Consider the following 25546-nt stretch of genomic DNA (forward strand, 5'->3'; position numbering starts at 1 on the left):
AATCGCCGTCCGCAGCCTTCTTGACATCGTGTCAGTAGTGCGGTCATGATCTGCGTCACACATGCTGGCTGCCTGGTGGGGCGGTAGGCATCCGTTGTGGAAGGCGCGTGACCAGTGTGACCAGACCAGCTCAGTTACAGGAACTGCCGGCCGTGACTCCGCGGGCGCTCGCGACCGGTGACTGGATTCGTGCCGTCGAGCGGGCCCGCAGCGTCCTCGACGAGGCGCCCCAGCGGATGGTCGAGCGGCCGGCGGCGGTGTCGCCGGTGGTGTACGAGTCCTGGCGTCGGTCAAGGATGCACGGGGTCTCCCCGCATCGCGTGCGTCCCGCCGTGGTCGACGATCTTGACCTCAACTCTCAGGTGGCGCTGGTCGTGGAGCCGGTGGTGGCCAGGAATGGCGCGGCGCTGGACCAGGCGTCGTGCGCGCTGAGCCTCACCGATCACGAGGGCTGCGTGCTGCGTCGGTGGGTTCCGGACCCGGAGCTGGCTAAAAGGATGGACGAGGAGGGCATTCGGCCCGGCTTCTCCGTGGCGGAAATGCATCTTGGCACCACCAGCGCCATCTCCCTGCTCAGCAACAAGCCTGTGCTGATCCGTGGTCCCGAGCACTTTGTTGACCAGTTCCGTGACATGACGTGCGCCGGAGTGCCGATCGTGCACCCCGTGACCCGGCGGACCGTCGGCAGCCTCGACCTGACCTGCCGGTTCGCCGACACCTCGCCGCTGGTTCTGCCGTGGCTGATGGAACTGGCAGCTCAGATCCAGAAGATCCTGCTGACGAAGGCGTCCCGGCGGGAGCGGCTGCTCCTGGACGCCTACCTCGCGCACAATCGGGACTCGCGGCACCCGCTCGTGGCCCTGGACCAGAAGACGATCATTACTAATGCCGCGGCGGCGAGGCTTCTGGGCGGCCTGGACCAGGCGATGCTGTGGGAGCACGCCGCTCAGTCGCTCCGGGCGCACTCGAGCGGGCCCCGGTCAGTGGTCCTGTCCAATGGCACGCGTGTGCGGATCGTGACGTGGCCGCTGACAGACGGGCCCGACCTCGCCGGCGCGGTGCTGATGCTCAAGAAGGAGCCGGAGTATCAGCAGGTCGGTCGCCAGGTGGACGTGCCAGCGCTGCCTGGTCTAGTTGGCCGCAGCCCGGCCTGGCGGGCCACCTGCCGTGAGGTGGCCCGGCTGAGTGAAGACGCGGAACGAGTGCTTGTCGTGGGCGAGCAGGGCAGCGGGCGGACCGCGGTCGCCCGGGCCATCGCCGGCCCGGGCGAGATCCGGTTGGCCGACGCCGCCGATGCCGATGCCAGGAATGCCGGCGACGGACAGCGGTGGCTGCGCGGCATCGAGGCAGATGCCGCGGGTTCCGCCGAGACGCTGATCATCCGCAACGTCGACCTGTTGTCGCCTGCTCTGGCCGCTGCGACCGACGCGGCGCTGCGGCGCTGGCCACGGGGCCGCCGCATCATCGCCACGTCCGCAACGGGGCCCATGGACTCGGCCAGTCCCAGTCCCATCCTTGACACCTTCAGCGAGGTCGTCGAGGTGGCGCCCCTACGACACCGGCAGGAGGACCTGGCACTGCTCCTCGCGGCCCTGACCTCCCGGCTGATCGGTGACGGACCCGCTGTGCGGTGGATGCCCGACGCGGTGCAGGCGCTGAGCCGTCTCGAGTGGCCGGGCAATGTCGCCTCGCTGGAGGCGCTGGTGAAGCGGATGGTGTCGCGGTGCTCGGGAGGCTACATCGGCGCCGCGAACCTTCCTGCAGACATCGTTGCCCACACCTCCTGGCGCCGCCTCGGCGGTCTCGAGCAGGCGGAGGCCCGGATGATCGTCCAGGCTCTGCGCGAGACGGGGGGCAACAAGCAGCGCGCCGCGGAGGTGCTCGGCATCGCCCGCTCCACGCTGTACCGGAAAGTACGCTCGCTCGGTCTGGATCTCAGCAGCACGGCGTACTGATCCCCGCTTGGGGTGCGGTGGCGCGCGCCGCCTGCTTCGCCTGCCGGCCGCCACGCCACGTACCTCGTCGGTGCCCAGGCGTGCCGCGGCGAACGCGTTCTCTTCTGGGACGGCCGCCGCCGCTGTCCCGATCTGCAACAACTTTCGGCTGTTGACTGAGGCTTGAATCACATTCGACGGTGCACTGCACTGCGGAAGTTTTTCGGACTGGCTCAGGAGGTCACATGTCGGTGGAGGGTATGAACGGTTCCCCTGGATCTACCGGGTCAGTTTCGTCCCACGACGCTGTGCTTGTTGGGGCCGGATTTTCCGGCCTGTACATGATGTATCGGCTCCGCGAGGAGCTGGGTCTCGATGTGCGCGGTTTCGAAGCCGCCGGTGGAGTCGGCGGTACCTGGTACTGGAATCGATACCCGGGGGCCCGTACGGACAGCCCGTACTCCGCCTACTGCTTCAGCTGGTCGGAGGAGATCGCCCAGGAGTGGAGCTGGTCGGAACGCTATCCCGGCCAGCAGGAGGTGCTGCGGTACCTGGAGTTCGTCGCCGACCGCTACGATCTCCGGCGCAGCTTCACCTTTGATACTCGCGTGACCTCGGCGCGACACGACGAGGACACCAACCTGTGGACGGTCGACACCGACACCGGCGAGACCGTCACCGCGACATATCTGATCACCGGTGTGGGTCTGCTCTCCGCCCCGAACCTCCCCCCGATCAGGGGTCTCGACACATTTCAGGGCGAGCTGGTCCACACAGCCAGGTGGCCGGCAGCGGGAGTAGATTTCGCGGCCAAGCGTGTCGGCCTCGTCGGTACCGGGTCGACAGGAATCCAGATCCTGCCCTCGATCGCCGAGCGGGCGAGCTCGGTGAGCGTGTTCCAGCGGACGCCGAACTATGTCGTCCCCACGCAGAACCGGCCGCTGACGGACGCGGAGAAGGCGGACCTGCGGGCGCGATACCAGGATATTGCCAAGCAGATCCGCCAGCATCCGTTCGCCATGCCGTTCACACCCACGGGGCAGAACGCGCTCGACGTCGACGAGGCGACCCGCCAGGCTGTCTACGAGGAGGGATGGCGGCAGGGCGGCTTCCACTTCCTGTTCGAGACCTTCGACGATCTGTCGGTGAATGAGGACGCCAACGAGACGGCCTGTGAGTTCATCCGTGGGAAGATCCGGGCGGCTGTCCGGGATCCCGAGGTCGCCGAGCTGTTGACGCCGCGCGGATATCCGTACGGGGCCAAGCGGCCGCCGGCGGGCACCGGCTACTACGAGACCTTCAACCGTGACAACGTCACGCTGATCGACGTCAGCGATGACGCCATCGAGGAGATCACCCCGACCGGGCTGCGGACCGGCACCCGGCGGTTCGATCTCGATGTCATCATCTTCGCCACGGGTTTCGATGCGTCGACCGGTGCGTTCACCCGGATCGACATCCGCGGGCGTGGCGGCAGGGCGCTCGCCGACAAATGGCGGGACGGGCCGGTGACGAACCTCGGATTCAGCACCGCCGGCTTCCCGAACCTCTTCATGATCACAGGTCCGCTCAGTCCGTTCGCCAACATTCCGACCTGTATCGAGGAGACCGTCGACTGGATTTTCGACGCGATCAGCTACCTGCGCGAGAATGGGTTGACTTCCTTTGAAGCGGCCGAGCGCGGCGAGCAGGAGTGGACGGGGCACGTCACCGCCATCGCGAACATGATCACCGCGGGAAAGGGGGAGGCGGTGAACACCTGGTTCGCCGGTGCCAACATCGAAGGCAAGCCGCGGGCAATCAATGTCTACTTCGGCGGCGCGAACGCGTACTTCGACACCTGCCGAGCGGTGGCCGCCAAGGCGTACGAGGGTTTCGTCCTCAGCTGACACGCTCTTGCGGTCAGGCTGGCTGCCGGTCCTGACGAGGCAGGTGGCCAGCCCGCCTGAGGGTCGCGGGCGGCAGTCACCCGTGGACGGTGACCCGGTCGCGACCACTGTCTCGGACAGCTTCCGTGGTTGGCGTTCCGCGCAGACGAGACCTGTAGCCGGGCCGTGTGACGCTTTCGGCTGGTGGCGGACTACCACGGATCACGATGGGGGAGTTCTCGCATGCGGGTGTACGAGACAGTGAGCGACCTGGCTGCTGACGTCGGCGCGGAGATCGGTGTGAGTGGCTGGGTCGACGTCTCCCAGAAGGTCGTCGACGCCTTCGCCGACGCGACGGGGGACCGGCAGTGGATTCACGTTGATCCCGAGCGCGCTGCCCGCGGTCCGTACGGTGCCACCATCGCCCACGGATACCTGACCCTGTCGCTGGTGCCCGTCCTGCTCATGGAGGTGTACACGGTCACCGACGTCTCGTCGGTCATCAACTACGGCGCCGACGGTGTCAGGTTCCCGGCGCCGGTCCGCATCCCGGCCCGCCTGCGGGGGAGGGTCACGCTGGCGTCCGTCGAGCCGTCCGGCGCGGGTCAGCGGGTCGTTTTCGCGGTCACGGTCGAGGTCGAGGGCGAGAGCAAGCCGGCCTGCGTGGTCCGCGTCACGTACCTGATGATCCCGTGACGACGCCAGCTCACTGCGGGCGGCCGATCGTGACCGCGGGCAGGCGCTGGCCCGCCCCGGTGCCAGCGCTCTGCCCGAACTGGGACTGCCTCACAGGCCGGTGGTGGCCGGGACCTGCGCGTAGGTCCGCTTGAGTAGCGGCCTGTCGATCTTGTTGGTGGCCGTGCGCGGGATCGCGTCCACGATCTCGATCCGGCGCGGCCGCTGTAGCCCGTGCAGGTTGGGCTCGGTGTCGCAGTAGGCGGCGATGTCCTGCGCGGACACGCCCGGCCGGTTGGGGACGACGATGGCCGTCACCTGGTTCGACAGCCGTTCGTGCGGGGTGCCGATGACGGCGACCTCGGCGATGAGCGGGCAGGCCGCGAGGTGTCCCTCCACCATCTGCGGGAAGATGTTCTCGCCGCCGCTGATGATCAGGTCGTCGGTGCGGTCGACGTAGTACAGGTAGCCATCGGGGGCCCGCCGCACGAGGTCGCTGGTGCGCAGCCATCCGTCGGTGAACCTGCTCGCGTTCGCCTCCGGGAGCTGCCAGTACCCCGGCGTGACGGCATCGCCGCGCACCCACAGTTCGCCGACCTCGCCAGGGGATGCGTCCTCCGGCTGCTCGCCGGAGGTCCTCACCACGCGGATCTGCACGATCTGTTCGAGCGGCCGGCCGAGCGATCCTTCGCGACGGGCCTCGTGCGGAGGTTCGGTGACGGAGAGTCCGCTCTGCTCCGTCTGCCCGTAGATGTTCACCGGGACGATGCCGGTGACGTCCGTCAACGCCTTGAGCCGGCTCTGCGGCAGCGCCGAGCCGCCGATGGCGCAGACCCGGACCGAAGCCAGTGGAAAGGGCTTACCGCCCAGCTCGTTCACAATGTCGATCATCATTGCGGGAACCAGCGCAGTGAACGTGGGACGCAGTCTCGCCGCGTCCTCGAGCCACTCCCGCACCTTCCAGCGGCGCAGGGTCACCTCCCCTCCGGTGAGCAGCGTCGGCAGGGAGATGAGCTGAAGTCCACCGACGTGGAACAGGGGTGTGCTGACCAGGGCGTGGTCCCGCTCGGTCAGCTCCCACACGTCGATCGCGGCCTCGCTCACCGCGACCGTGTTCCGATGCGTCTGCCGGACACCCTTGGGGTTACCGGTGGAGCCGCTCGTGTACATCAGCACCGCGTCGTGTGTGTCGAAACGGGGAACGACATCTGTGCGGGTGGGTCGGGAAAGGACTTCGTCCCACGTCACGGTGGAGCCGCCGTCGCCGTCGCCGCTGTCGCCGTCGGCCCGGCCGACGGACACCACACGGTCCTCGGCGGGCAGTCCCCGCAGCGCGTCGCGAAGGCGCGGGACGTCGCCGGCCGGCGTGAATATCCATCTCACGTCCGCGTCGAGCGTCGCGTGGCGGATCGCCGCCGGGTGCGACAGGTAGTTGTAAGGAACGAGGACGCCGCCGGCCTGCCAGATACCCATCATGGCGACGAGCCATTCCGGCTGGTTGTGCATGAGGATGCCGACTCGCTGGCCCGGTTCGACGCCGTTGTGGCGCAGCCAGTTCGCGACGCGTCCGGCCTGGTCGAGGAAGTCGGCGTAGGTGGTCTCGACGCCGTCGTGCCGGATGGCGACACGGTGCGGGGTCCGTAAGCCGACGCGGCGCAGAGCGATAGCGATATTCACGATCAAGTCCTTAGGTGCGGGTCTGTCGCCCAGCGTCTTGGCCCGTATCAGCTCCGCGGCAGGCGCAGGACGCGTTCCGCGATGTAGTTCAGAATCGACTCGTTGTTGATGGGTGCGATCTGCAGGACGCGGATCATCGGCCAGAGCGTGACGACATCGGTCTCGTACACGAAAGCCGACCCACCGTGGGTCTGAATGGCCGCCTCGACGGCGCTCAGGGCGGCGCGACTCCCGAGCAGCTTCGCCATGTTGGCCTGCGCGCCCGCGTCCCGGCCGTCGTCATAGCCCGCGGCCGCCGAATAGGTGACCTGCCGGGCGGCCTCCATCTCCGCCATGGCGAGGGCGAGTGGGTGCGCCACCGCCTGGTTCGCCCCGATCGGTTTCCCGAAGGGCGCCCGTTCCTTGGCGTATCCGACCGCTTTCTCCAGCGCGTAGTTGCCGAGCCCGAGAGCCCACGCGGCGATCGTGACCCGCTCCTGGTTCAGGCACGACAGGAGATAGTCGAAACCGAGCCCCTCCTGCCCGATCAAGGCATGGGAGGGGACCTCCACGTCGTCGAAGAAAATCTCGTACTGGTTCTCGGGTGCGTACCACTCGATGTCGAGACGGTTGAGCTGGATGCCGGGCGTCGCGAGGTCGACGATGAACAGGCCGAAACCCGAGCGCCGGGTCAGCGGCTCGCCGGCCGGTGCGGTGCGGGCGAGCAGCAGAATGTGGTCGGCCTGATCGGCGCCGGAGATGAACACCTTCTGGCCGTTGATGCGGTAACCGTCGGTGGTGGGTCGCGCGGAGGTGCGCAGCGCGAAGGAGTTCGTGCCCGCCTCCGGCTCGGTGACGCCGAAGCAGATTTTGCGGTCCCCACTGATCGTCGGGATCACGTGGTCCTTGATCTGCTGCTCGGATCCGTACCGGCGGATCGCCTCGCGGGAGAACGACGTCAGCGAGTACAGCAGCGGCGGAATACCGGCGCGGGCGAGGGCCTCCATCACCGCGGTGTTGCCGGTGAGGCCGCCGCCGGCGCCCCCCAGTTCCTCGGGAACGCCGATCGCCAGCAGATCGGCCTCGACGAGCGCGTCCCACAGTTCGCCGGCGTGGCCCTGCTCGCGGGCTCGACGCAGGAACATCGACCTCGGGAACGCGGCCAGCACCCCGTCCACGGCCTGGAACACGGACTCGACGAGTTCGACACTTCCAGCCCGGACGGTCGGTGGCAGATCGGTAGTCATGACAGTTCTCCTGTCAGCGGTTCTCGTAGCGCGGGGTGCGCTTGTCGATGAAGGCGGCCGGACCTTCGCGGGCATCGCGGGAGGCGAGAACACGGGCGTTCAGGGCGCTTTCGAGTCCGAAGCGTTGTTCGTTGGCCCAGGCGCGCACCGCGATCTCCTTCGCGGTGCGCACCGCGATCGGCGCGTTGCCGGCGATGGTCTCGGCCAGTTGGATCGCTCGCGGCAGTACCTCGTCCGGTGCGACGACCTCCCCGATCAGCCCGATCCGGCGGGCCTCGTCCGCGTCGACGGTCTCGCCGGTGAGCAGCAGCTGCATGGCGTTTGGCCAGCTGATCTGCTGGGGGAGCCGCACATGGGTGCCGGCACCGGGTACCAGGCCCCATCGCACCTCCGGCAGGCCGAACACGGCCCGGTCGGAGGCGACTCGGACGTCGGTGCCGAGAAGAAGTTCGAGGCCCCCGGCCAGGCACAGGCCGTTCACCGCCGCCACAACCGGCTTGTAGAAGTCGGAGAAGAACCGTTTCGTCGGGTCGGGGATGAGCACGTCGACTTCTCCGGCGGTGAGGCGCGGAATCAGCTCACCAAGGTCGCCACCCGCGGAGAAGGCACGTGACCCCGCACCTGTCAGGACCAGGACGCGAAGGTCGTCGTCGGCGTTCACCTCGCGCACAACGGCGGCCAGCCGGGCCAGCATGGCCACCGTCAGCGCGTTGTGAGCCTGCGGCCGGTCCAGCGTGACGAGGGCGACGTGGCCGCGCCGTTCCAGAGTCACGTCCCCTGGCTTGACCTGCTGCGCGGTCATCGTTCCCCCTCGGGCTCGTGTCGACGTCCCGAACGCTAGGGGCTCAGCGCCCTCGGCCGGTGTTGCACTGTGGTACAGCCGGCGGCCGAGAGCCGGACGCGGCCGTCCGGCCTGGTACGCGGGTGGGGCTGTCCCGATGTGGGACGCCGGACGCGCCAGTCGCCGGCGGACACTGCGCCCAGGTGTACCGGCAGCGAGGAGCGGCGGATGGGACAGGCGCGGGACCTCGTCGATCAGGTGGCGTTGGTGACGGGCGCAGGGTCGGGGATCGGGGCCGCGACGGTGCGGCGACTCGCCGGGCGCGGGGCACGTGTCGTCGTTGCCGACATCGACGTCGGGGCCGCCTCGGCCCGCGCCGCCGAGGTGGGTGGCCTCGCGGTGCCGGTCGACGTCTCGGATCCGGACTCCGTACAGGCGATGGTGAGCGCCGCGGTGGCGGTCTCGGGGCGGCTGGACATCGCGGTGAACAACGCCGGTATCGGCGTGCCGGTCAAGAAGCCGGTGGGGGACATGTCGCCGGACGACTGGCACCGGGTCATGCGGGTGAACGCCGACGGGGTCTTCTACTGCCTGCAGGCGGAACTGGCGGTGATGCAGGCGGCCGGGCGTGGCGTGGTCGTCAACGTCGCCTCGGTGATGGGCGTCGTGGGGACACCCGGTGGGGCTGCCTATGTCGCGTCGAAGCACGCCGTGGTGGGCCTGACGAAGGCGGCGGCACTCGACTACGCCGCGAGCGGCATCCGCGTCAACGCCGTCGGGCCGGGCTTCGTCGACACGCCGTTGCTCGCCCGCCAGGACGCCGCCACCCGTGCGCGTACCGAGGCGGCGCACCCGGTGGGCCGCCTGGCCAGCGCGGACGAGGTCGCCGCGGTCGTGGAGTTCCTGGTCTCGCCGAGCGCGTCGTTCGTGACCGGCGCCCTGTACACGGTCGACGGCGGCTACACCGTCGGGTGAGCCGCGGACGCCCTGAGCTGCATCTATCGGGCGCCAGCGGTTCCCGCTGACCTGTAATCGGACACCCGCAAATCTGGATGCGCCGTGATTGTGCTCCCAAGCATCGGCGTGCAGACCGGTCGGTTCAGGGCTCGGCAGGGCCGTGCCTGCGCAGCGCCTGGCTCGCCGCACCAGAGGAGACGAACATGAGACATCGGGCGAGGACCGCCACCTGCTTACTTGCGGCATCGGTCGCCATTTTGACCGCCGCGTGCGGCAGTAGCGGTAGTTCCGGGGGGTCTGCCGCCGGTGACGTGCTGAAGATCACCTACATTGCCGACACCTCCGGCCCGGGTGCCTTTTACGGCAAGGACTACGTCGCCGGGGCCAAGTACGCGGTCGACCAGGTGAACGCCGAGGGGGGCGTCGGCGGGCGAAAACTCGACCTCGAGGTCGTCGACTCCGCCTCCGACCAGCAGGCCGCGGTCGGCGCCATGACCAAGGCCGTCAAGTCGAACTCTTCCGCCGTCCTGTACGCCCTGCTAAGTCAGAACGCGCTCGCGATGGCCCCGATCGCCCAGCGGTCAAAGGTGCCGTTCATCGTCGGCCAGTCGGGCGTTGACGGGATCACCGAGGCCGGCGACTACGTCTACCGTACGACCACGTCCGAGGGGCGCTTCTACGAGGCGATGCTCTCGACCCTGCACGACAAGGGCGCGTCGTCCACGGCCATTCTGTACGCGAGCGACAATCCGACGGCCGTGACGAACGCGACCAAGACCATTCCGGCGATCGCCAAGAAGCTCGGCATGACGATTACCGAGACCGTTCCGGTGAAGACAGCCGACACCGACTACTCGCAGCCGGCGTCGCGCATCGCCGACAGCTCGCCGGATGTGGTCGCCGACCTGACCTTCGGCCCGGCGGTCACCACGTCGATCCAGGCACTGCGGGAAGCCGGCTTCGACGGCCCGCTGTACGGCACGTCCGCCCTCGGTGCCGGTGCGCTCAAGCCCGCCGGTGCCGCGGCCAAGGACACCTACTACCCGTCGGTGTTCATCCCGTCGCCGAAGCTGCCATGGGCCTCGGGCACCTCGTTCCTGTCCGAATACCAGAAGGCGACCGGTTCGGCGCCGTCGTTCTCCGCGGCCGGTGGACACGACCAGGTGATGTTCCTGGTGGCCGCGTTGCAGGAGATCGGCAAGGGTGACGTCACCCACGAGAGCGTCAAGGACGCTCTCGCCTCCGTCGCCGGCAAGGGGTTCGTCGGAGCAACCGGGGAGCCCGTGCGGTTCGTCGACCGGGCCGCCGTGACGCCGGGAGTGCTCGTGCGCTGGGACGGCGAAGCGGAGACTGTCGCGCCGGACCAGCCCTCGCCGCTGCTGGCCGCCTACACCGGCCGAGGATGAGGGAAGGAGGAACGCGATGACTCAGCAGCTCGTCAACGCCATCGCGCTGGGCTCGATCTACACCTTGTTCTCGCTCGGTCTCACCCTGTCGTGGGGAATCTTGAACGTGCTGAACCTGGCACACGGGGCGATCTTCACGGCGGGCACGATGTTCGCGTTCCTCCTGACCGAGCACGCCGCCGGCCTGCCGTTCGCGGTGGTACTCGCAGCCGCCCTGGTTGGGAGCGCGCTGCTGGCGGTCCTGATGGAGGCGGTGGCCTTCGCCCCCATCCGGGCCCGGTCCGGGAACGCGCTGGACGCCGAGATGCGGACCCTGATCGCCAGTGTCGCCGTGGCGTCGATCATCGTGACTGTCGTCGGCATCCAGAGCGATCACCAGCCTTATGCGCTGCCGCAGTCGCTGCTCGAACGGCACCGGTACGACGTGCTCGGCGTCCACGTGTCGAACGTGCAGATCCTGGTGCTGGTGGCGGCGATCGTGCTGTCGGCGCTGCTGGTGCTGTTCGTCCGCCGGAGCAGGTACGGGCGGGCGATGCGGGCGGTCGCCTTCGACCGCACCGCCGCGGGCATGGTCGGCATCTCGGCCCGCACCCTGCAGTTGGCGGCGATGGCGCTCAGCGGTGCCCTCGCTGGCGTCGCCGGGGTGCTGCTGGCCGTCTACCTGGGCGCGGCCGACGCGCACATGGGTGACTCGTTCCTGCTCAAGGCGTTCGCCATCATCATCCTGGCCGGTGTCGGCAGCCTCGAGGGAGCGGTCTTCTTCGCCTACGCCTTGGCCCTGGTCGAGACCCTGGTCGGGTACTACCTCGGCGGCGATGTGCGGGACGCCCTCGCATTCGTGCTCATCGTCGTCATCCTTGTCCTCCGTCCGCAGGGGCTCGCGGCCCGGCAGGGGTGGCAGCGCGCATGATCGACTGGTTCAGCGGCAACGAGGGCTACATCCAGGGCGCGCTGGTCGCGGCCCTGCTCGCGGCGAGCGTGCAGGTCGCCCTGCGGGCCGGCGTCCTGTCGTTCGCGAGCGTCGGTTTCTACGGCGTCGGGGCCTATGGCACGGGCTACCTGACAGCGACGCAGGGATGGGGGACGGCGCCGGCCGCGGCCGTGGTCGTGATCATCACGGTTTTCCTGTCCTGGTTGCTCGCGCTGGTCCTGGCGCGGCTGCGCGCCCTGTATCTGGCGATGGCCACCATCGCGTTCGTGTTGCTCGTTCAGATCGGGGCGCTCGCCTGGGACAGCGTGACGGGTGGTCCGCTCGGTCTGTTCGGCATCCCGCCGGCGCTCGGCACCGGCGGGGTGGCCGTGATCCTGGCCGGCGTGCTGGCCGTGAACGCGCTGACCCAGCGGGGCGCGGTCGGGCGCCGACTGCTCCTGCTGCGCAAGGACGAGGCGCTCGCCAGCGCGCTCGGCGTGAACGTGCGCCGCCAACACCAGATCGCGTTCGTGTGGAGTGCGGTCCTCGGGTCGCTCGCGGGTATCTCCCAGGCCAGCCTCCTGACGGTCTTCACCCCCGAGAACCTCGGCTTCTCCGTCATGGTGTCCGCGCTGACCGCCCTGGTCGTGGGCGGCACCTGGCACTGGAGCGGGCCGTTGATCGGCGGGGTCGTGTTCTCCTGGTTCCTCTCCGCTTATCTGGGTTTCGCCAGCGACTACCGGGGGGTGGTCGAAGGCGCGCTGACCGTCGTCGTCCTGGTGTTCCTGCCGAAGGGGCTCGCCGGCCTGTCCGAACTGCTCGATCCCCGCCGCCTGCGCCGCGCGGCGGGCACGCCCACCGGCGGACCAGGCGGCGTATCCGCCGGGGTGCCAGGCGGCGTGTCCACCGGTCCGGACCGGCCAGTGCCGGCTCCGGAGATGGGGGTGTCCTCATGACCGCCGTCCTCGAGCTGCGGGACATCAAGGTGTGGTTCGGCGGGGTGAAGGCCGTGGACGGGGTCTCGCTCGCCCTCGAACCGGGCCATCTGCACGCCCTCGTCGGGCCCAACGGGTCCGGTAAGACCACCGTGGTGAACACGATGTCGCGCCTGGTCACCCCGACGGCCGGGCAGGTGTTCCTCGACGGGCAGGACGTGACGGCGGCCGGACCACACGAGGTCTACCGCCGCGGGTTGGCCCGCACCTTCCAGGGCATCCGGCTCGTCGAGGGCCTGACGGTGCGCGAGAACGTGCTCCTGGGGGTGCAGGAACTCCCCGCGGCGCGATCCCGGGCCGGCCGTCGGCGTGCCGCCGAGGCCGCCGACGAGGCTCTGGAACGCATGGACGTGCACCACCTAGCCCAGGTCGCACCGGCTGCGCTGCCCTACGGCGTCCAGCGGCGCGTCGAGATCGCCCGGGCCGTTGCCGGTGCGCCGAAGATCCTGCTGCTCGACGAGCCGGTGGCCGGCATGAGCGCCGGTGAGCGCCAGGAGATCTCCGCGGTGCTCGGCCGCCTGCGCGATGACGGGATGACGATGCTGCTCATCGAGCACGACCTGCGGTTCGTGCTCGGCCTGAGCGACCACCTGTTCGTGCTCAACTTCGGTCAGCTGCTGGCCGCAGGCGATCCGGCGGCCACCGCCGCGCTGCCGGCCGTGCAGGAGGCGTTCCTGGGGAGGAAACATGTCCCTGCTTGAGATCGAGCACCTGCGGGTCGCCTACGGCAAGGTCGTCGCGCTGCGCGACGTCGACCTGGTGCTGGAGGAGGGCGCCATCACCGTCGTCGTCGGGGTTAACGGGGCCGGCAAGAGCTCGCTGATGAACGCCGTCAGCGGCCTGGTCCGGGTGTCGGCCGGATCGGTGCGGCTGCGCGGGCGCGACATCACCAACCGCCCGAGCCACCGGATCGCGCGGGCGGGGGTCGTGCAGGTGCCCGAGGGCCGGCGGATCTTCGCGCCGTTGACCGTCGAGGACAACCTGCTCCTCGGCGGGCACACGATCCATGATCGTCGGCGCCGGCAGGCGATTCTGGCGACGGTGTACGAGTCGTTCCCGGTGCTCGCCGAGCGCCGGGACTCCACCGCGGGCCTGCTCAGCGGGGGTCAGCAGCAGATGCTGGCGTTCGGCCGGGCGTTGATGACCGATCCCAGTCTCCTGCTGCTGGACGAGCCGTCCATGGGCCTGGCTCCGGTCATGGTCGACGTCATCGTCGAGGCGATCCGCGACATCGCCGCCCGCGGCATGTCGATCCTTCTGGTGGAGCAGAACGCCGCCGCGGCGTTCAGCGTCGCCTCGCAGGCGTACGTCCTGGAGAACGGCGAGGTGGTGCTGTCGGGTCCGGCCTCGACGGTGGCCGAGGATCCCCGGGTGCTACGGGCCTTCCTCGGAATCGAGGCCGGGGTTTCCTGACCGAGCGGAGCCGTCCCGTCGGTCAGTCCGGGACGACGACGGCCCGCCCGCGAACACTGCCTTCGGCGAGGCGCCGGTAGGCGACCGGGGCCTCGTCGAGGCTGTAGGTCTCCACCTCGACGCGGATCTGGCCCGCGGCGGCCATCTCCAACACCTCGAACAGCTCGGGGCGCGAACCCCAGTACGGGAACCGGACCGACGCGTCGAACGCGATGGTGCGGTAGCCGACCGGGACCGCGCCGCCGCCGACACCGATCACCGACACGTCCGCCCCCCGGGCCGCCACCCGCGCCGCCAGATCGGTGGTGGCGGGGGACCCGACGAGATCCAGCACCATCGCGGCTCCGGTGCCGCGGCTGAGGCCGGCGACGAGCTCGGCGGCGTCCTCACCCCGGACGGCGTGCTGGGCGCCGAGGCCGCGGGCGAGCGCGAGCCGGTCGTCGTCGATGTCGACGGCGACGACCGTGGCCGGGCAGAGCGCGCGCAGCATCTGCACGGCGACGTGCCCCAGCCCACCGACACCCACGACCACGGCGATGCTGCCGGGTAGCAGCCGTGGCAGCGACTGCCTGATCGCGTGGTACGGCGTGAGACCGGCGTCGGTGAGACAGACGTGGCGCACCGGGTCGAGATCGCCGAGCGGCACCAGGTGGCGTGCGTCGTTGACGAGCTGGTACTCCGCCATCGACCCGGCCGACCCGAGACCGGGAGCACGGATGCCGAGGCCGGCCGCGAACGGGCAGTGGTTCTCCGCGCCGGTGGCACAGACGCGGCAGCGACCGCAGCCCCACGGTCCGTAGACGACCACCGGCTCGCCAACACGAACCCCGGCCACGCCCGCCCCGATCTCGGCCACCACACCCGCGCCCTCGTGGCCCAGCGTGAGCGGCAGCGAGCCGTACGGGTAGGTGTCGGCGTCGCGCGCGAGCAGGCCCAGGTCGGAGTGGCACACCCCGGCCGCGGTGACCCGTAGCAGAACCTGACCGGGCCCGGGCCGGGGCCGTTCGACCTCGACCACCTCGGGCCACTGGCCGAAAGTGCGGTACTGCAACGCCTTCATGCTTCTCCCCTCGCCGCCGCGTCCGTCTCGGGCCGCCACCATCGCACCGCCGCGCGGGACGTCCGCGCTGTCCCGTTGTCGGACAGCCCGTCCGTGGCGAATCGGCTTACCTTCCTTCGAGGGCAGCCGCCCCGGGACAGAGGAGGACCATGAACCCCGCTGGAAGCAGCGCCATCGTGACGGGGGGTGCCTCCGGACTCGGCCTGGCCAGCGCCCGCGCGCTCCTCGCCCGGGGCGCGGCAGTCGTACTCCTCGACCTGCCGACATCCGCGGGCGCCGCTGTCGCGGCCGAGCTCGGTGACCGGGTCCGCTTCGTACCGGCGGACGTGCGTGATCCCGAGCAGGTGTCCGCCGTCCTCGACGCGGCCGAGGACCTCGGCCCGCTGCGGATCGTCGTGAACTGCGCGGGTATCGGGGACCCGGCCCGGACCGTCGGACGGGACGGGCCACTCGACCTTGCCAGGTTCACCCGGGTCGTCGAGATCAACCTGATCGGGACGTTCAACGTCGCGCGGCTCGCGGCGGCCCGAATCGCCGCCACCGATCCCGTCGACGGGGAACGTGGCCTGGTCGTGTGTACCGCCTCGGTCGCCGCGTACGACGGCCAGATCGGCCAGGCATCGTACTCGGCGTCCAAGGGCGGCATCGTCGGCATGACGCTGCCGCTGGCCCGCGATCTCGCCAGCCACCAGATCAGGGTCGTGACAATCGCGCCGGGGATGTTCGAGACGCCGATCCTGTCCGGCCTGTCGGACGAGATCCGGGCGTCGCTCGCGGCCCAGGTGCCGCACCCGTCCCGGCTCGGCCGGCCCGACGAGTACGCCCAGCTGGTCGTGCACCTGGTCGGGAACGCCATGCTCAACGGCGAGGTCATCCGCCTCGACGGGGCGATCCGGATGGCGCCCAGATGAGCACCGGGCGGCCGGTGGCCCTGGTGACCGGGGCGTCGCGGGGCATCGGTGAGGCGGTCGCCGTCCGGCTGGCCGCCGCCGGCCATGACCTGACGATCAGCGCCCGCGGCGCCGACGCGCTGGCGTCGCTCGCGTCCCGGCTGCGGGACGAGTACGGCAGCCAGGTGGCGGTGTGCGTCACCGACATGTCCGTCGAGGATGACGTCCCCCGTCTCGCCGCGACGCACCGCGAGGCGTACGGCCGCCTCGACGTGCTGGTGCTCAACGCCGGCATGGGGGCCATCGGACGCTTCGCGGACTACCCGGTGCGGCGCTTCGACAAGATGTTCGCGATCAATGTGCGGTCCGCCTATGTGCTCGGCCAGGAGCTCCTCCCGCTGCTGCGCGAGGCCGGTGCGGCGACCGAACTTGGCGGCAAGATCATCGCTGTCGCGTCGATGACGGGGCTCGCCGGGGAGCCGCTCAACTCGGCCTACGGGGCCACCAAGGCGGCCCTGATCTCCTGGTGCGCGGCCGTGACCACGGAGGAGTCGCTGGGGGGCGTCGTGGCCACCGCGGTCTGTCCGGGGTACGTGGCCACCGCGATGACCGAGGGCCTGGCCGACTCGGTCCCGCTCGACACGATGATCCCCGTCGACGACGTTGCCGAGGCCGTCGCGTCGCTCACCCGGCTGAGCCGTCACACCGTCGTCCCGACCTTCGTCCTGGCCCGGCCTGGCCCGCACACCTGGCGGGCCTGATCCCGCAGCGCAACGGCGACGCTCCGGTCGGACAGTTGCGATTCTTCGTCGCCGGCACAGTCTTCGACCCCGTCCGAAAGAGGTAAACCATGACCAGCGCAGTGATCGTCGATGCTGTCCGCACGGCTTCGGGCCGGGGGAAACCGGGCGGTGCGCTCTCGGTTCTCCACCCGGTCGAGCTGTTGTCGCAGACGTTGCAGGCCCTGCTCGCCCGTAACGACGTCGACCCGGCCACGATCGACGACGTGATCGCCGGTTGTGTGTCGCAGACCGGTGAGCAGGCGCTTAACATCGCGCGCACCGCATCCCTGGCCGCGGGCCTGCCCGTGGAGGTCCCGGGCACGACCGTCGACCGGCAGTGCGGCTCCAGCCAGCAGGCCGCGCACTTCGCCGCGCAGGGCGTCATCGCCGGCGCCTACGACATCGTGATCGCCTGCGGCGTCGAATCCATGAGCCGCATCCCCATGGGCGCGAGCTCCCAGGGCCAGGATCCGAACGTGGCCCCGCTGAGCCGGCGGTTCCCCGAAGGCCTGGTCGGCCAGGGGATCTCGGCGGAGCTCATCGCCGCGCGCTGGAAGCTCTCGCGCGAGCAGCTCGACGAGTACTCGGCCCGTTCGCACCGGCTGGCCGCCGAGAGCGCCGCGTCCGGGCTCGTCGCGCGCGAGCTGGTGCCGATCGCGCTGCCCGACGGCACCCTGCACACCGTCGACCAGACCGTTCGCCCGAGCACCACGGCCGAGGGCCTGGCGGGGCTACGGCCGTCGTTCGAAAGCCCGGAGTTCGCCGCCCGGTTCCCGGAGATCGACTGGAGCATCACCGCCGGCAACTCGTCCCCGTTGACCGACGCCGGCTCGGCGGTGCTCATCATGAGCGAGGACCGCGCGCGCCGGCTCGGCCTCACCCCGCGGGCCCGGTTCCACAGCTTCTCCGTCACCGGCAGCGACCCGCTGCTGATGCTCACCGGCGTCATCCCGGCCACCCGCAAGGTGTTGGACAAGGCGGGCCTGTCGATCGACGACATCGACGTGTTCGAGGTCAACGAGGCCTTCGCACCGGTTCCGCTGGCCTGGCAGATCGACACCGGCGCCGACCCGGCGAAGGTGAACCCGGCCGGCGGCGCCATCGCCCTCGGCCACGCCCTCGGCGCCTCCGGGACACGTCTGCTGACGACCATGCTGACCAACCTGGAGGCGTCTGGTGGACGCTACGGCCTGCAGACGATGTGTGAGGGCGGCGGCATGGCGAACGCGACGATCATCGAGCGGATCTGACCATGAACCTGACCTTCGACTTCACCGGCCGCACGGCGCTTGTCACGGGCGGCGCGCAGGGCATCGGCCTGGAGATCGCCGCGCTCTTCCACCGCGCCGGGGCCCGGGTGGCCGTCCTCGACCGTGACCCGGAAGCCCTGCAGAGATCCTGGCCGGCCGGCGTGGACCGCTGCCGCACGTACGCCGTCGACGTCAGCGACAGCAGCCAGGTCAACGCCGCGGTGGACGACGTCGCGCGGTGGGCGGGCTCCGTCGACATCGCGGTGAACAACGCGGGCATCACCCGGGACACGGTGGTCTGGAAGATGTCCGACGACCAGTGGCAGGCAGTTCTCGACGTGCACCTCAAGGGGACTTTCGCGGTGACCCGGGCCGTTGTTCCGCACATGCGCGCCGCCGGTTTCGGGCGGATCGTCAACGTGACGTCGTACACCGGGCTGCACGGCACGATCGGGCAGGCGAACTATGCCGCGGCCAAGGGTGGGATCGTCGCGTTCACCAAGACGGTGGCCAAGGAGGTCGCCCGGTTCGGTATCACCGTCAATGCCATCTCGCCGAACGCCGCCACGGCAATGGTGAAAGCCGTGGGGGAGGAGCGCCTCGCCGCGATGACGGCGACCGTGCCGCTCGGTCGCTTCGCCGAACCCGCCGAGATGGCGACCGCGGTCGGCTATCTGGCGGCGGAGGAAAGCGCCTACGTCACCGGAGTGGTCCTGCCCGTCGACGGCGGGCTCGCGATATGAGGACCCGGGGACGACCAGCTCACCCACAGCCAACCCTACAGGGCAGTGTTTCGCACCCGGTCTATTCTGGACCCCGTGCGGGCGCAGACTGAGCCGGGCAGCGGCGAGCCCCGGCGGCTGCGGACCCGTCTGGACGCGGACGACCGGCGCGAGCAGATCGTGGAGGCGGCGCGCAAGCTGTTCGCCGCTCAGCCCTACGAGTCGGTCTCGACCGGTGACATCGCCGCGGCCGCCGGGACGACCCGGACCAACATCCACTATCACTTCAGCACGAAGCGTGAACTGTTCCTCGAGGTCATCGGGCGGTTCTCGCGCATTCCCGAGGATGTCGTCGTGGCCCAGGGCGGATCGGCCGAGAGCCGGGTCGCGGCGGTCTTCCATCGCTGGCTCGACGCGCTGGAACGCAACCGCGCCACCTACGTGACGATGCTGCACGCGGCGTCGAGCTCCGACCCGCAGGTGAGTGGTGTCGTGCGCCAGAGCATGCAGGCCTGGGAACGCAGACTCGTGGAGGTCGTGGGCCTCGACCCGCTGTCGGGCCCGCACGCGGCGATGATCCGCAGCTTCCAGGCGATGGTCACCGACGCCACCGCCGCGTGGCTCGAACGGGGGGAACTGTCCCGTGCGCACGTCGAGGCGATGTTCTCCCGCGTCCTGCTCGCCCTCGGCGAGGCGGCGAGGGACGCGGACGGATCGGCTCCGGGGCAGTCGAGTACGACCGGGGACCGAGGACCGGGGGACTGAGAACCGGGCTCCGGACGATGCGCGGTGGTCCGGTGGCGAGATGCCACGACCGGATGGGACGCGGGCGGACGGACCGGGACTGCGGCCCGTCCGCCCGCGTCGGTCTCAGGCGAGATGCTTGGCGAGAAACCGGCCGATCAGGTCGGTCGCCGCGCGTGCCTGCGGAAGGAACGAGAACAGCGGCCAGATGTGGACCATGTTCTCGCCCACCTCCAGGGTGGCGTCTCCACCGGCGGTGACGATCTTGTCGATGAGGCGGACCGCGTCGTCGTACAGGCCCTCGTCGGTGCCGACCAGCGCCAGCGTGGGGGGGAAATCGTGCAGGTCGGCCCACAGCGGGGACGCGAGCGGGGTCGCCTTCGGGTCCCGGCCGGCCAGGAACGCGCCGCCCATCTGTTCGATGAGCGCGCGAGCTGGGAGCGGGTCCCGATCGGCACGCTCGACAAGCGAGGCCGCTTCGCCGGTGAGATCGACGAGCGGCGACATCAGCACGAGCGCGTCCGGCGGCGTCTCACCGCTCTCACGCAACGCCACCACCGCCCCGGTCACGAGACCTCCGCCGGAGGAGTCTCCGACCAGCGCGACGCTGGTCACGCCGGGCTGGGATCGGGCGAACCGGTACGCCGTGAGCACGTCGTCGAGCGGTTCGGGGTAGGGATGCTCGGGGGCGAGCCGGTAGTCGACGACGAGGACGCGGCAATGGGCGGCTGCGGAGATCCGGTGGGCCAGCTCCCGGTACCCCGCGGCGGTTCCCATGCACCAACCGCCGCCGTGGACGAGGACGGCGACGGTGCTGGACTCGACGGCCCGGTCGCGCACCCAGTACGACGGGACACCGCCAGCGTCGACCGCCTCACTCGACGCCTCGGCCGGCAGCGGAAATGTGGCCAGGACTTCGTCGTAGAGGTCCCGGTAATCCTGCATCGTGCCGTCCGGCCTGGAGACGAGATGAGCCAGCAGGTCGCGGGCACGTTGAATATCAGTCGTCATCGTCGCGGCTCACAGTCGCTGAAGCTCGGGGAGGACCTCGGTGCTGAAGAGCTTGAAGCTCTCCTCGGCGAGGTCGCCATACAGTCCGCCATACTGGAAGACCATGATCGGTTCGTATTCGCCGACGATCTCCTTGCGTTCGCGGTGCTTGCGCAGGATCTCTTCCGGCGTCCCCCAGATCTGCGCGTCGACGTAGGTCTGCACGACCTTGTCCAGACCCAGCTCGTCGATGGCACGTCTCGCCGCTGCGTAGGAGGCGTATCCCTGCGTGCTCTCGAAATGCCGGCCGCCGAATTCATAGTGCTCGACGCAGGTCATGTAGTAGTTGGCGACCCTCTCGGTGGCCACCTGTCGGGCCTGCTCGGCATCCGGGTGGCAGTAGGTGAGGTCGATCATCATGGGCGGTGGCGCTTCGGTTCCATGTGTCTCGCGGTGGGCCTGCCGATACTGCTCGATCATCGGCAGGTGCATGTCCCGCATCGGGCCCTGGATGAAGGCCATCATCTGGATGCCGAGCCGACCGACGGCGACCGCGGAGTCGGGACTCATCGCGACGCCGCTGGTGCGGCCCTTGAACGAGGCCAACGGGCGCGGGTGCACGGGCACTCGGGGTTGCTGGTAGTAGGTTCCGTGGTTCTCGACATAGCCGTCCTCCAGGCCGCGAATAATCATTTCGGCGGCCTCGTCGAAGCGGTCCCGGGACTCACCCATGTCCAGCCGGAATCCCTCGAATTCACGGCGGGAAAGTCCGCGACCCATCCCGAAGATCACGCGCCCGTCGGCGAGATTGTCCAGAAGGGCGATCTTCTCGACCACGCGCAGTGGGTCGTTCCACGGCAGGATAACCGCGGTCGTCTGCAGTTTGACGTTGCTCGTCCGGGCGGCCAGGTAAGATAAGAACTGTGTGTTGTCCGGGCACATTGAGTACCCGGGGTCGAAGTGGTGCTCGACGCAGCCGATGCTTTCGTAGCCGAAATCGGCAGCCATCTCCGACAGGCGCAGGTGGTCGCGATAGACTTCGTGGTCGTCGCGTTCCTGTCCGTAGTTCTGCAACAGGTTGGTCAGATGGACTTTCAAGGTGTATCCCCTCGTGACCGAGTCGGGTAGTCCCAACGCGCTGGTCGTTGTTACTCCCGCCACTATCACCGCTGCGCCGTACAGCTCCGGTGTCGCAGGACGAGACAGTGGTCCTTGCTGGTCAGAAGGCGCGGGTGTCGAGGTCGATTCCGAGGGCACGCATCTTGCGGTAAAGCGTCGAGCGGGCGATGCCGAGGGCGGCCGCGGCGTGCTTCTTGTTGCCCTGATGGTCACGCAGCGCCTGCAGGATGGTGGTCGCCTCGGCCCGCTCGAGGCCGACGAGGGTGCGTCTCGACGCCGCGCTGATGACGTGGGCGGGCAGGTCGCGAGCGCCTATGTATCCGGTGTGGGCCATGGCGACGACCTGGGCGACGAGGGTCTCCAGCGAGCGCAGGTTCGCCGGCCAGTCCAGCCGCGAAAGGGCCTGGACAGCGTCCGGCATCCACCGCGGTGGCGGTGTGCCGGGCGGAGAGTGCCGCTCGGTGAGGTGGCGCAGAAGGTCGGGCAGATCCTCGAGACGAGCGGCCAGCGGAGGGACGTGGATCACCGCACCGAGCGGTGCGACCAGCTCGTCACGACCGCTTGTGCCCGGTAACCGGGTCGCGGTGGCACGCAGAATCGTCCGGCCCGACGCCGAGCTGAGCGCATCAGCCACCGCGGCGGTCAGGTCGGCCGGTGTCTCGTCGAGGTGACGCATCAGCAGTGCGGAGGGCCGTTCGCGCAGGAGCCCGGTTAATCGGGCCAGCCATGCTTCGGGAGCCACCGCGGCGTCCCGGGCGTCGAGGACGGGGGCATCGCTGGGGAGATCGACCGAGGCGATGCTTGCCCGGCCGCTTCCCGGCTCGCCAACGACCAGCATGGGACGCGACCCGGCGGCACGGACCTCGCGGGCCAGGGAACGCCAGGCGGCGCTGTGCCCGACCAGGCCGTCCAGCGTCGGTGCCGGAACCGGCGTCGAGGTCGGGTGACCCATGTCGGCCGTCCGGATGAGTCTGACAATCACCCCGACGATCCGGTCGTCGTCGTGTATCGGGAGGTAGCAAGCACGCAGACGACGCCCGTCGGTGACGGTGAGGGCGTCCACGGTGCTGTGGTCGGCGGTGAGGACGCGCGCGGCCTGTTCCCAGATGCCCGCCTGGTCCACTCCGCCCAGCAGGCGGGCCGCGGCCGCGTTGGTGACGATCGTTTCGGCGCTGACGGCGAGGACGGGGTGGCCGGTGTCCCGGTTCTCGCGCATGAACCGCTCGATCAGGGTCCGCTCCGCCCGCGACGACCGGTGCAGCAGCGCCGCCTCGACATCGGCGGCGAGTTCGCGGATCCAGGCCAGTGCCAGCCGCGAGGTGTCGGCGAAGCGGCAGGTCAGGTTCAGGCTGCCGACGACCCGGCGGGACACGGGGTGGGTGATGACGGTGCCGGCCGACGTCAGAGCGCTGAACTGGGCGGCGAAATGCTCCGGCCCGCGAACGAGCGTTGGACGCCGGCTGAGCAGCGACGTCCCGCTCGAGGTTCCGATGATGCTCTCGTCGACGACGAACCCCGGCGTGATGTCGAGGTGCTCGAGCCGGGCGGCGAGCGCCCGGCTGCCGAGCCACTGGCGCAGGATGACGCCCTCGGCGTTGGTCAGCGAGAGGCAGGACTCCGACTGCTCCAGGTCGTCGCGCCGGGAAGCCAGCACCGAGTCGGCCTGCTCGGCGAACCGCAGGTCCTGCTCGCGAGGCTTGGTGGCCCGGGCCCGGACGGGCGATGTCACTGCGGGGTCCAGGCCCGCCTTGAGGCATCGCGCCCACGACTCCAGGACCGTCTGCGAGACCGTGAAGTCGACGGGCCATGCTGATGACTGACGCTCCCGGAGCAGGTTGCGGGTCGCGGCCTCCGGCGCCACTCCTCGATAGGTGTTGTGGGTCACATCTGGAGTGTCGGATTGGTACTGACACTCTGTCAACGGTGCTGTGGACGCCCGCCTCGGCTGTTTCGGGAAAGGCGTGGCGCCCTCGGTGGCCGGGCGGTTCAGAAGGCGCCAGTCGGCGTCGACCGGGAGAAGTGGTCGGGCTCAGTCGCGGGCGGGCTCGAAGTGGGCGATGTCGAGGATCTGCCCGGACCGCTGCGGGGCCCACACCGCCCGTACCCGGCTGCCCGCCGGCAGCTGGGCGAGCAGCGTCGCCGGCTCGGTGAAGTCCAGCCCGATGACCCAGTGCATGAGCAGCGTGCTCGCTCCGTCCAGGCGCACGCCGCCGATCGCGTACGGCGGCGTGGGCCCCCCTCGGAAGCCGTGCCAGGCGACGGTGAAGACCTCCAGGCTGCCCTCGGGCGGCAGCTCGACCCACCGGTCCGTCCGCTCGAAGCAGGATTCGCAGTAGGCCTGTGGCGGGACGAACACCCGGTCGCAGGCCGGGCAGACGTTGGCGAGGATCTTCTGGTCCCGGAGCCCGTCCATGAACCGACTCCACGTGGCGCCGAGGTGGATGTCGTAGTGCAGGTCCCAGTGGACGGCCTGGGTGGGGGTGGTCGTCATCGGTCACTCCTGGGAAGGGCCTCGAAGATCGCGAGGTTCTCGAACTGGAAGAAGGTGCCGCCCGTTCCGTGTGCCAGGGCCCGGCGCGCGCCCGGCACCTGGATCGGCTCGGGAGCCGCGCCCATCACCTGCAGCGCGGCGTACGCGTAGGGCGCCAGCTCGCCGGCCACGCCGGCGTTCGTGCACTTCGGCCCGCCGGAGAGGTTGGTGGGCAGGGACCCGCCGGCCGAGGTCGCGCCCGACCGGATCAGCTCGACGCCGCCACCGGGCGGTGCCAGCTGCAACGCCTCCAGCTGCATCGGCTGCATGTGCGCGTAGGGCGCGAAGATCTCGACGACATCGAACTCGGCGGCCGGGTCACGCACGTCCGCGAGCGCGTACACCCGCCGGGCGAGGGTGGCCAGGTTCTGCATCTCGGCGAAGTCGCCCTTGCCGCCGCCGAGGTACGGGTCGCTGGACATCCCCATCGCCCGGATCAGCGCCGGGGTGGACCGCAGGCCGTCGACATCGTCCGCGTCGGCGACGATCATCGCGACGGCCGCGGCCGACACGGGGCACACCATCGGCTGGGTGAGGGGCGAGGACAGGGGGCGGCCGTTCACGACCTCGTCCTCGGTCACCGTGTAACGCAGGTGCGCATGCGGGTTGCGTGATGCCTTCTCGTGGTCCGCGACGACGACGGCGGCGAGGTCCTCGGGTGTCAGGCCGTAGCGTTGCCGGTAGGCGTTCGCCGCGAAGGCGCCCATGTGGTAGGCGCCCATGCCGAGCGGCTGCTCGATGATCATCGGCGAGTTGGTGTTGATCGCGCTCTGCAGGTCGCGGACGCCGAAGAAGGTCGGCCCGCCCAGGCACAGCACCCGGGCGTGCGATCCGGAGCGGACCATCCGCGCGGCGACCTGCATCAGGTTCCCGCCGGTCGTACCGCCGGTGTTGATGATCGTGACGGGCAGGTCGGCACCCAGGCCGAGCGCCCGGGTGAGGTTCCTGGCGCCGAGGACTGTGCCCTCGAAGCCGTCGATGTTGCCGACGACGATCCCGTCGAGCGTGTCCGGGGTGGTGCCGGCATGGTCGAGGGCGGCCCAGGTGGCCTGCTGGCACAGTTCGACCGCCGAGAGCTGCTGCTTGCGGGGCGAGGTGGCATCGGTGATGCCGGCCCCGACGACCGCGGCACGGTAGGACATCAGGCGGCCTCCACGACCAGGACGGACACGTCCTCGCTGACCAGACCGGTCCCGGTGTCGACCGAATGCGCGACGGCGGTGCTGGCACCGGCCCGGCTCTCGAGCTGTTCGACGACCTCGAGCAGGCGCAGCGCGCCGTTGGCGAGGCCCGGGTAGTTGCTGCGGGCGCCGCCGCTGGCGTTGACGCCCTTGTCGCCCAGCGAAGTGGTCAGACCCAGGGCGCCGAGGTAGGGGCCGTGCAGTGCCGGCGTCGGCGCTGTCAGTTCCAGGAGACTGACCTGCTCTGCCGGGGCGGAGATGCCGGCCTGCCCGTAGGCGATCCGCGCCGCGCGGCGGGTGGGGGCCGCCGGGTCGGACAGCCACCGGCCGTCCCACGTGTATCCGCCGGTCGCGTGACCGAAGCCAGTGATGCGGGCCGATCGGCCCAGGCAGCGGCCCGCCCGCGCGGGCGAGGCCAGCACGACGGCGACCGCGC

Annotated in this window: 23 protein-coding genes and 1 pseudogene; 14 read left to right on the forward strand and 10 right to left on the reverse strand. The window is 70.0% G+C overall.

The window, feature by feature from the left end:
• Positions 1-107 precede the first annotated feature (107 nt).
• The 3 genes from ND748_RS34425 (at position 108) to ND748_RS02235 (ending at position 4498) form a co-directional block, all read left to right on the forward strand.
• On the forward strand, positions 108-1955 hold the full coding sequence (locus tag ND748_RS34425; RefSeq protein ID WP_251743716.1) for a helix-turn-helix domain-containing protein: 1848 nt from the start codon (positions 108-110) through the stop codon (positions 1953-1955).
• Positions 1956-2194: 239 nt separating this feature from the next.
• On the forward strand, positions 2195-3823 hold the full coding sequence (locus ND748_RS02230) for an NAD(P)/FAD-dependent oxidoreductase (protein WP_285901484.1): 1629 nt from the start codon (positions 2195-2197) through the stop codon (positions 3821-3823).
• A gap of 222 nt (positions 3824-4045) precedes the next feature.
• A complete protein-coding gene (locus ND748_RS02235) occupies positions 4046-4498 on the forward strand; it encodes a MaoC family dehydratase (RefSeq protein WP_251743717.1) in 453 nt (150 codons plus the stop codon).
• A gap of 90 nt (positions 4499-4588) precedes the next feature.
• Here ND748_RS02235 and ND748_RS02240 read toward each other — a convergent pair whose 3' ends face one another.
• The 3 genes from ND748_RS02240 to ND748_RS02250 are packed head-to-tail and all read right to left on the reverse strand — an operon-like array spanning position 4589 to position 8182.
• Entirely contained in the window at positions 4589-6154 is a 1566-nt protein-coding gene (locus tag ND748_RS02240; protein WP_251743718.1) for a class I adenylate-forming enzyme family protein, read from the reverse strand.
• A 47-nt stretch (positions 6155-6201) separates the two neighbouring features.
• The gene (locus tag ND748_RS02245; protein ID WP_251743719.1) at positions 6202-7380 is read right to left on the reverse strand and encodes an acyl-CoA dehydrogenase family protein; all 1179 of its coding nucleotides are present in this window, start codon (positions 7378-7380) and stop codon (positions 6202-6204) included.
• 13 nt (positions 7381-7393) lie between these two features.
• Complete coding sequence (locus tag ND748_RS02250; protein WP_251743720.1) at positions 7394-8182, reverse strand: enoyl-CoA hydratase/isomerase family protein; 789 nt, start codon at positions 8180-8182, stop codon at positions 7394-7396.
• A 207-nt stretch (positions 8183-8389) separates the two neighbouring features.
• Here ND748_RS02250 and ND748_RS02255 point away from each other — a divergent pair, with 207 nt between their 5' ends.
• From ND748_RS02255 to ND748_RS02280, 6 genes are all read left to right on the forward strand, one after another.
• Positions 8390-9136 carry an SDR family NAD(P)-dependent oxidoreductase gene (locus tag ND748_RS02255; RefSeq protein WP_251743721.1) on the forward strand — a complete coding sequence of 249 codons (747 nt, stop codon included), beginning with the start codon at positions 8390-8392 and terminating at the stop codon, positions 9134-9136.
• A 293-nt stretch (positions 9137-9429) separates the two neighbouring features.
• Positions 9430-10524, forward strand: a complete 1095-nt coding sequence (locus ND748_RS02260) for an ABC transporter substrate-binding protein (protein WP_251743722.1) — start codon at positions 9430-9432, stop codon at positions 10522-10524.
• A gap of 16 nt (positions 10525-10540) precedes the next feature.
• The gene (locus ND748_RS02265; RefSeq protein WP_251743723.1) at positions 10541-11434 is read left to right on the forward strand and encodes a branched-chain amino acid ABC transporter permease; all 894 of its coding nucleotides are present in this window, start codon (positions 10541-10543) and stop codon (positions 11432-11434) included.
• Complete coding sequence (locus tag ND748_RS02270) at positions 11431-12390, forward strand: branched-chain amino acid ABC transporter permease (protein WP_251743724.1); 960 nt, start codon at positions 11431-11433, stop codon at positions 12388-12390. Before ND748_RS02265 ends, ND748_RS02270 begins: the two co-directional genes overlap by 4 nt.
• Positions 12387-13130 (forward strand): ABC transporter ATP-binding protein, encoded by a 744-nt coding sequence (locus ND748_RS02275; RefSeq protein WP_251743725.1) that lies wholly within the window; start codon positions 12387-12389, stop codon positions 13128-13130. The genes ND748_RS02270 and ND748_RS02275 overlap by 4 nt, the downstream gene beginning before the upstream one ends.
• A complete protein-coding gene (locus tag ND748_RS02280) occupies positions 13117-13842 on the forward strand; it encodes an ABC transporter ATP-binding protein (RefSeq protein WP_251743726.1) in 726 nt (241 codons plus the stop codon). Before ND748_RS02275 ends, ND748_RS02280 begins: the two co-directional genes overlap by 14 nt.
• 22 nt (positions 13843-13864) lie before the next feature.
• Here the strand turns inward: ND748_RS02280 and ND748_RS02285 are convergent, their stop codons facing one another.
• A complete protein-coding gene (locus ND748_RS02285; protein ID WP_251743727.1) occupies positions 13865-14902 on the reverse strand; it encodes an alcohol dehydrogenase catalytic domain-containing protein in 1038 nt (345 codons plus the stop codon).
• 149 nt (positions 14903-15051) lie between these two features.
• Here ND748_RS02285 and ND748_RS02290 point away from each other — a divergent pair, with 149 nt between their 5' ends.
• The 5 genes from ND748_RS02290 to ND748_RS02310 all read left to right on the forward strand — a co-directional run bounded on the left by ND748_RS02290 (position 15052) and on the right by ND748_RS02310 (position 19311).
• Positions 15052-15813 carry an SDR family NAD(P)-dependent oxidoreductase gene (locus tag ND748_RS02290; RefSeq protein WP_251743728.1) on the forward strand — a complete coding sequence of 254 codons (762 nt, stop codon included), beginning with the start codon at positions 15052-15054 and terminating at the stop codon, positions 15811-15813.
• Positions 15810-16553 (forward strand): SDR family oxidoreductase, encoded by a 744-nt coding sequence (locus ND748_RS02295; protein WP_251743729.1) that lies wholly within the window; start codon positions 15810-15812, stop codon positions 16551-16553. The genes ND748_RS02290 and ND748_RS02295 overlap by 4 nt, the downstream gene beginning before the upstream one ends.
• 89 nt (positions 16554-16642) lie before the next feature.
• Positions 16643-17824, forward strand: coding sequence for a thiolase family protein (locus tag ND748_RS02300; RefSeq protein WP_251743730.1), 1182 nt, complete (start codon positions 16643-16645; stop codon positions 17822-17824).
• A gap of 2 nt (positions 17825-17826) precedes the next feature.
• Entirely contained in the window at positions 17827-18567 is a 741-nt protein-coding gene (gene fabG, locus ND748_RS02305) for a 3-oxoacyl-ACP reductase FabG (protein ID WP_251743731.1), read from the forward strand.
• Between the two features lie 75 nt (positions 18568-18642).
• The gene (locus ND748_RS02310; RefSeq protein WP_251743732.1) at positions 18643-19311 is read left to right on the forward strand and encodes a TetR/AcrR family transcriptional regulator; all 669 of its coding nucleotides are present in this window, start codon (positions 18643-18645) and stop codon (positions 19309-19311) included.
• Between the two features lie 105 nt (positions 19312-19416).
• On the opposite strand, the gene ND748_RS02315 is transcribed toward ND748_RS02310, so the two are convergent.
• The 6 genes and pseudogenes from ND748_RS02315 to ND748_RS02340 all read right to left on the reverse strand — a co-directional run.
• Positions 19417-20301 (reverse strand): alpha/beta hydrolase, encoded by an 885-nt coding sequence (locus ND748_RS02315; RefSeq protein ID WP_251743733.1) that lies wholly within the window; start codon positions 20299-20301, stop codon positions 19417-19419.
• 9 nt (positions 20302-20310) lie between these two features.
• Entirely contained in the window at positions 20311-21378 is a 1068-nt protein-coding gene (locus tag ND748_RS02320; RefSeq protein WP_251743734.1) for an LLM class flavin-dependent oxidoreductase, read from the reverse strand.
• A 121-nt stretch (positions 21379-21499) separates the two neighbouring features.
• Positions 21500-23128 (reverse strand): helix-turn-helix domain-containing protein, encoded by a 1629-nt coding sequence (locus tag ND748_RS34430; RefSeq protein WP_251743735.1) that lies wholly within the window; start codon positions 23126-23128, stop codon positions 21500-21502.
• A gap of 300 nt (positions 23129-23428) precedes the next feature.
• Positions 23429-23890 (reverse strand): Zn-ribbon domain-containing OB-fold protein, encoded by a 462-nt coding sequence (locus ND748_RS02330; protein ID WP_251743736.1) that lies wholly within the window; start codon positions 23888-23890, stop codon positions 23429-23431.
• Positions 23887-25071: a thiolase family protein gene (locus ND748_RS02335; protein ID WP_251743737.1), complete on the reverse strand. Its 1185-nt coding sequence runs from the start codon at positions 25069-25071 to the stop codon at positions 23887-23889. Before ND748_RS02335 ends, ND748_RS02330 begins: the two co-directional genes overlap by 4 nt.
• Positions 25071-25546, reverse strand: a pseudogene (locus tag ND748_RS02340) (hypothetical protein); the annotation flags it as partial. The pseudogene ND748_RS02340 and the gene ND748_RS02335, both read right to left, overlap by 1 nt.

The organism is Frankia sp. AiPs1, assembly GCF_023716945.1.
Taxonomy (GTDB): Bacteria; Actinomycetota; Actinomycetes; order Frankiales; family Frankiaceae; genus Frankia.

Excerpts from the sequence above, each read along its gene's own strand:
- ND748_RS02335 (WP_251743737.1), bottom strand. The coding sequence starts at position 25,071 with ATGTCCTACCGTGCCGCGGTCGTCGGGGCCGGCATCACCGATGCCACC.
- ND748_RS02290 (WP_251743728.1), top strand. The coding sequence starts at position 15,052 with ATGAACCCCGCTGGAAGCAGCGCCATCGTGACGGGGGGTGCCTCCGGA.
- ND748_RS02265 (WP_251743723.1), top strand. The coding sequence starts at position 10,541 with ATGACTCAGCAGCTCGTCAACGCCATCGCGCTGGGCTCGATCTACACC.
- ND748_RS02270 (WP_251743724.1), top strand. The coding sequence starts at position 11,431 with ATGATCGACTGGTTCAGCGGCAACGAGGGCTACATCCAGGGCGCGCTG.
- ND748_RS02245 (WP_251743719.1), bottom strand. The coding sequence starts at position 7,380 with ATGACTACCGATCTGCCACCGACCGTCCGGGCTGGAAGTGTCGAACTC.
- ND748_RS02285 (WP_251743727.1), bottom strand. The coding sequence starts at position 14,902 with ATGAAGGCGTTGCAGTACCGCACTTTCGGCCAGTGGCCCGAGGTGGTC.
- ND748_RS02315 (WP_251743733.1), bottom strand. The coding sequence starts at position 20,301 with ATGACGACTGATATTCAACGTGCCCGCGACCTGCTGGCTCATCTCGTC.
- ND748_RS02295 (WP_251743729.1), top strand. The coding sequence starts at position 15,810 with ATGAGCACCGGGCGGCCGGTGGCCCTGGTGACCGGGGCGTCGCGGGGC.
- ND748_RS02255 (WP_251743721.1), top strand. The coding sequence starts at position 8,390 with ATGGGACAGGCGCGGGACCTCGTCGATCAGGTGGCGTTGGTGACGGGC.
- ND748_RS02300 (WP_251743730.1), top strand. The coding sequence starts at position 16,643 with ATGACCAGCGCAGTGATCGTCGATGCTGTCCGCACGGCTTCGGGCCGG.
- ND748_RS02280 (WP_251743726.1), top strand. The coding sequence starts at position 13,117 with ATGTCCCTGCTTGAGATCGAGCACCTGCGGGTCGCCTACGGCAAGGTC.
- ND748_RS02330 (WP_251743736.1), bottom strand. The coding sequence starts at position 23,890 with ATGACGACCACCCCCACCCAGGCCGTCCACTGGGACCTGCACTACGAC.
- ND748_RS02235 (WP_251743717.1), top strand. The coding sequence starts at position 4,046 with ATGCGGGTGTACGAGACAGTGAGCGACCTGGCTGCTGACGTCGGCGCG.
- fabG (WP_251743731.1), top strand. The coding sequence starts at position 17,827 with ATGAACCTGACCTTCGACTTCACCGGCCGCACGGCGCTTGTCACGGGC.
- ND748_RS02250 (WP_251743720.1), bottom strand. The coding sequence starts at position 8,182 with ATGACCGCGCAGCAGGTCAAGCCAGGGGACGTGACTCTGGAACGGCGC.
- ND748_RS02230 (WP_285901484.1), top strand. The coding sequence starts at position 2,195 with ATGAACGGTTCCCCTGGATCTACCGGGTCAGTTTCGTCCCACGACGCT.
- ND748_RS02275 (WP_251743725.1), top strand. The coding sequence starts at position 12,387 with ATGACCGCCGTCCTCGAGCTGCGGGACATCAAGGTGTGGTTCGGCGGG.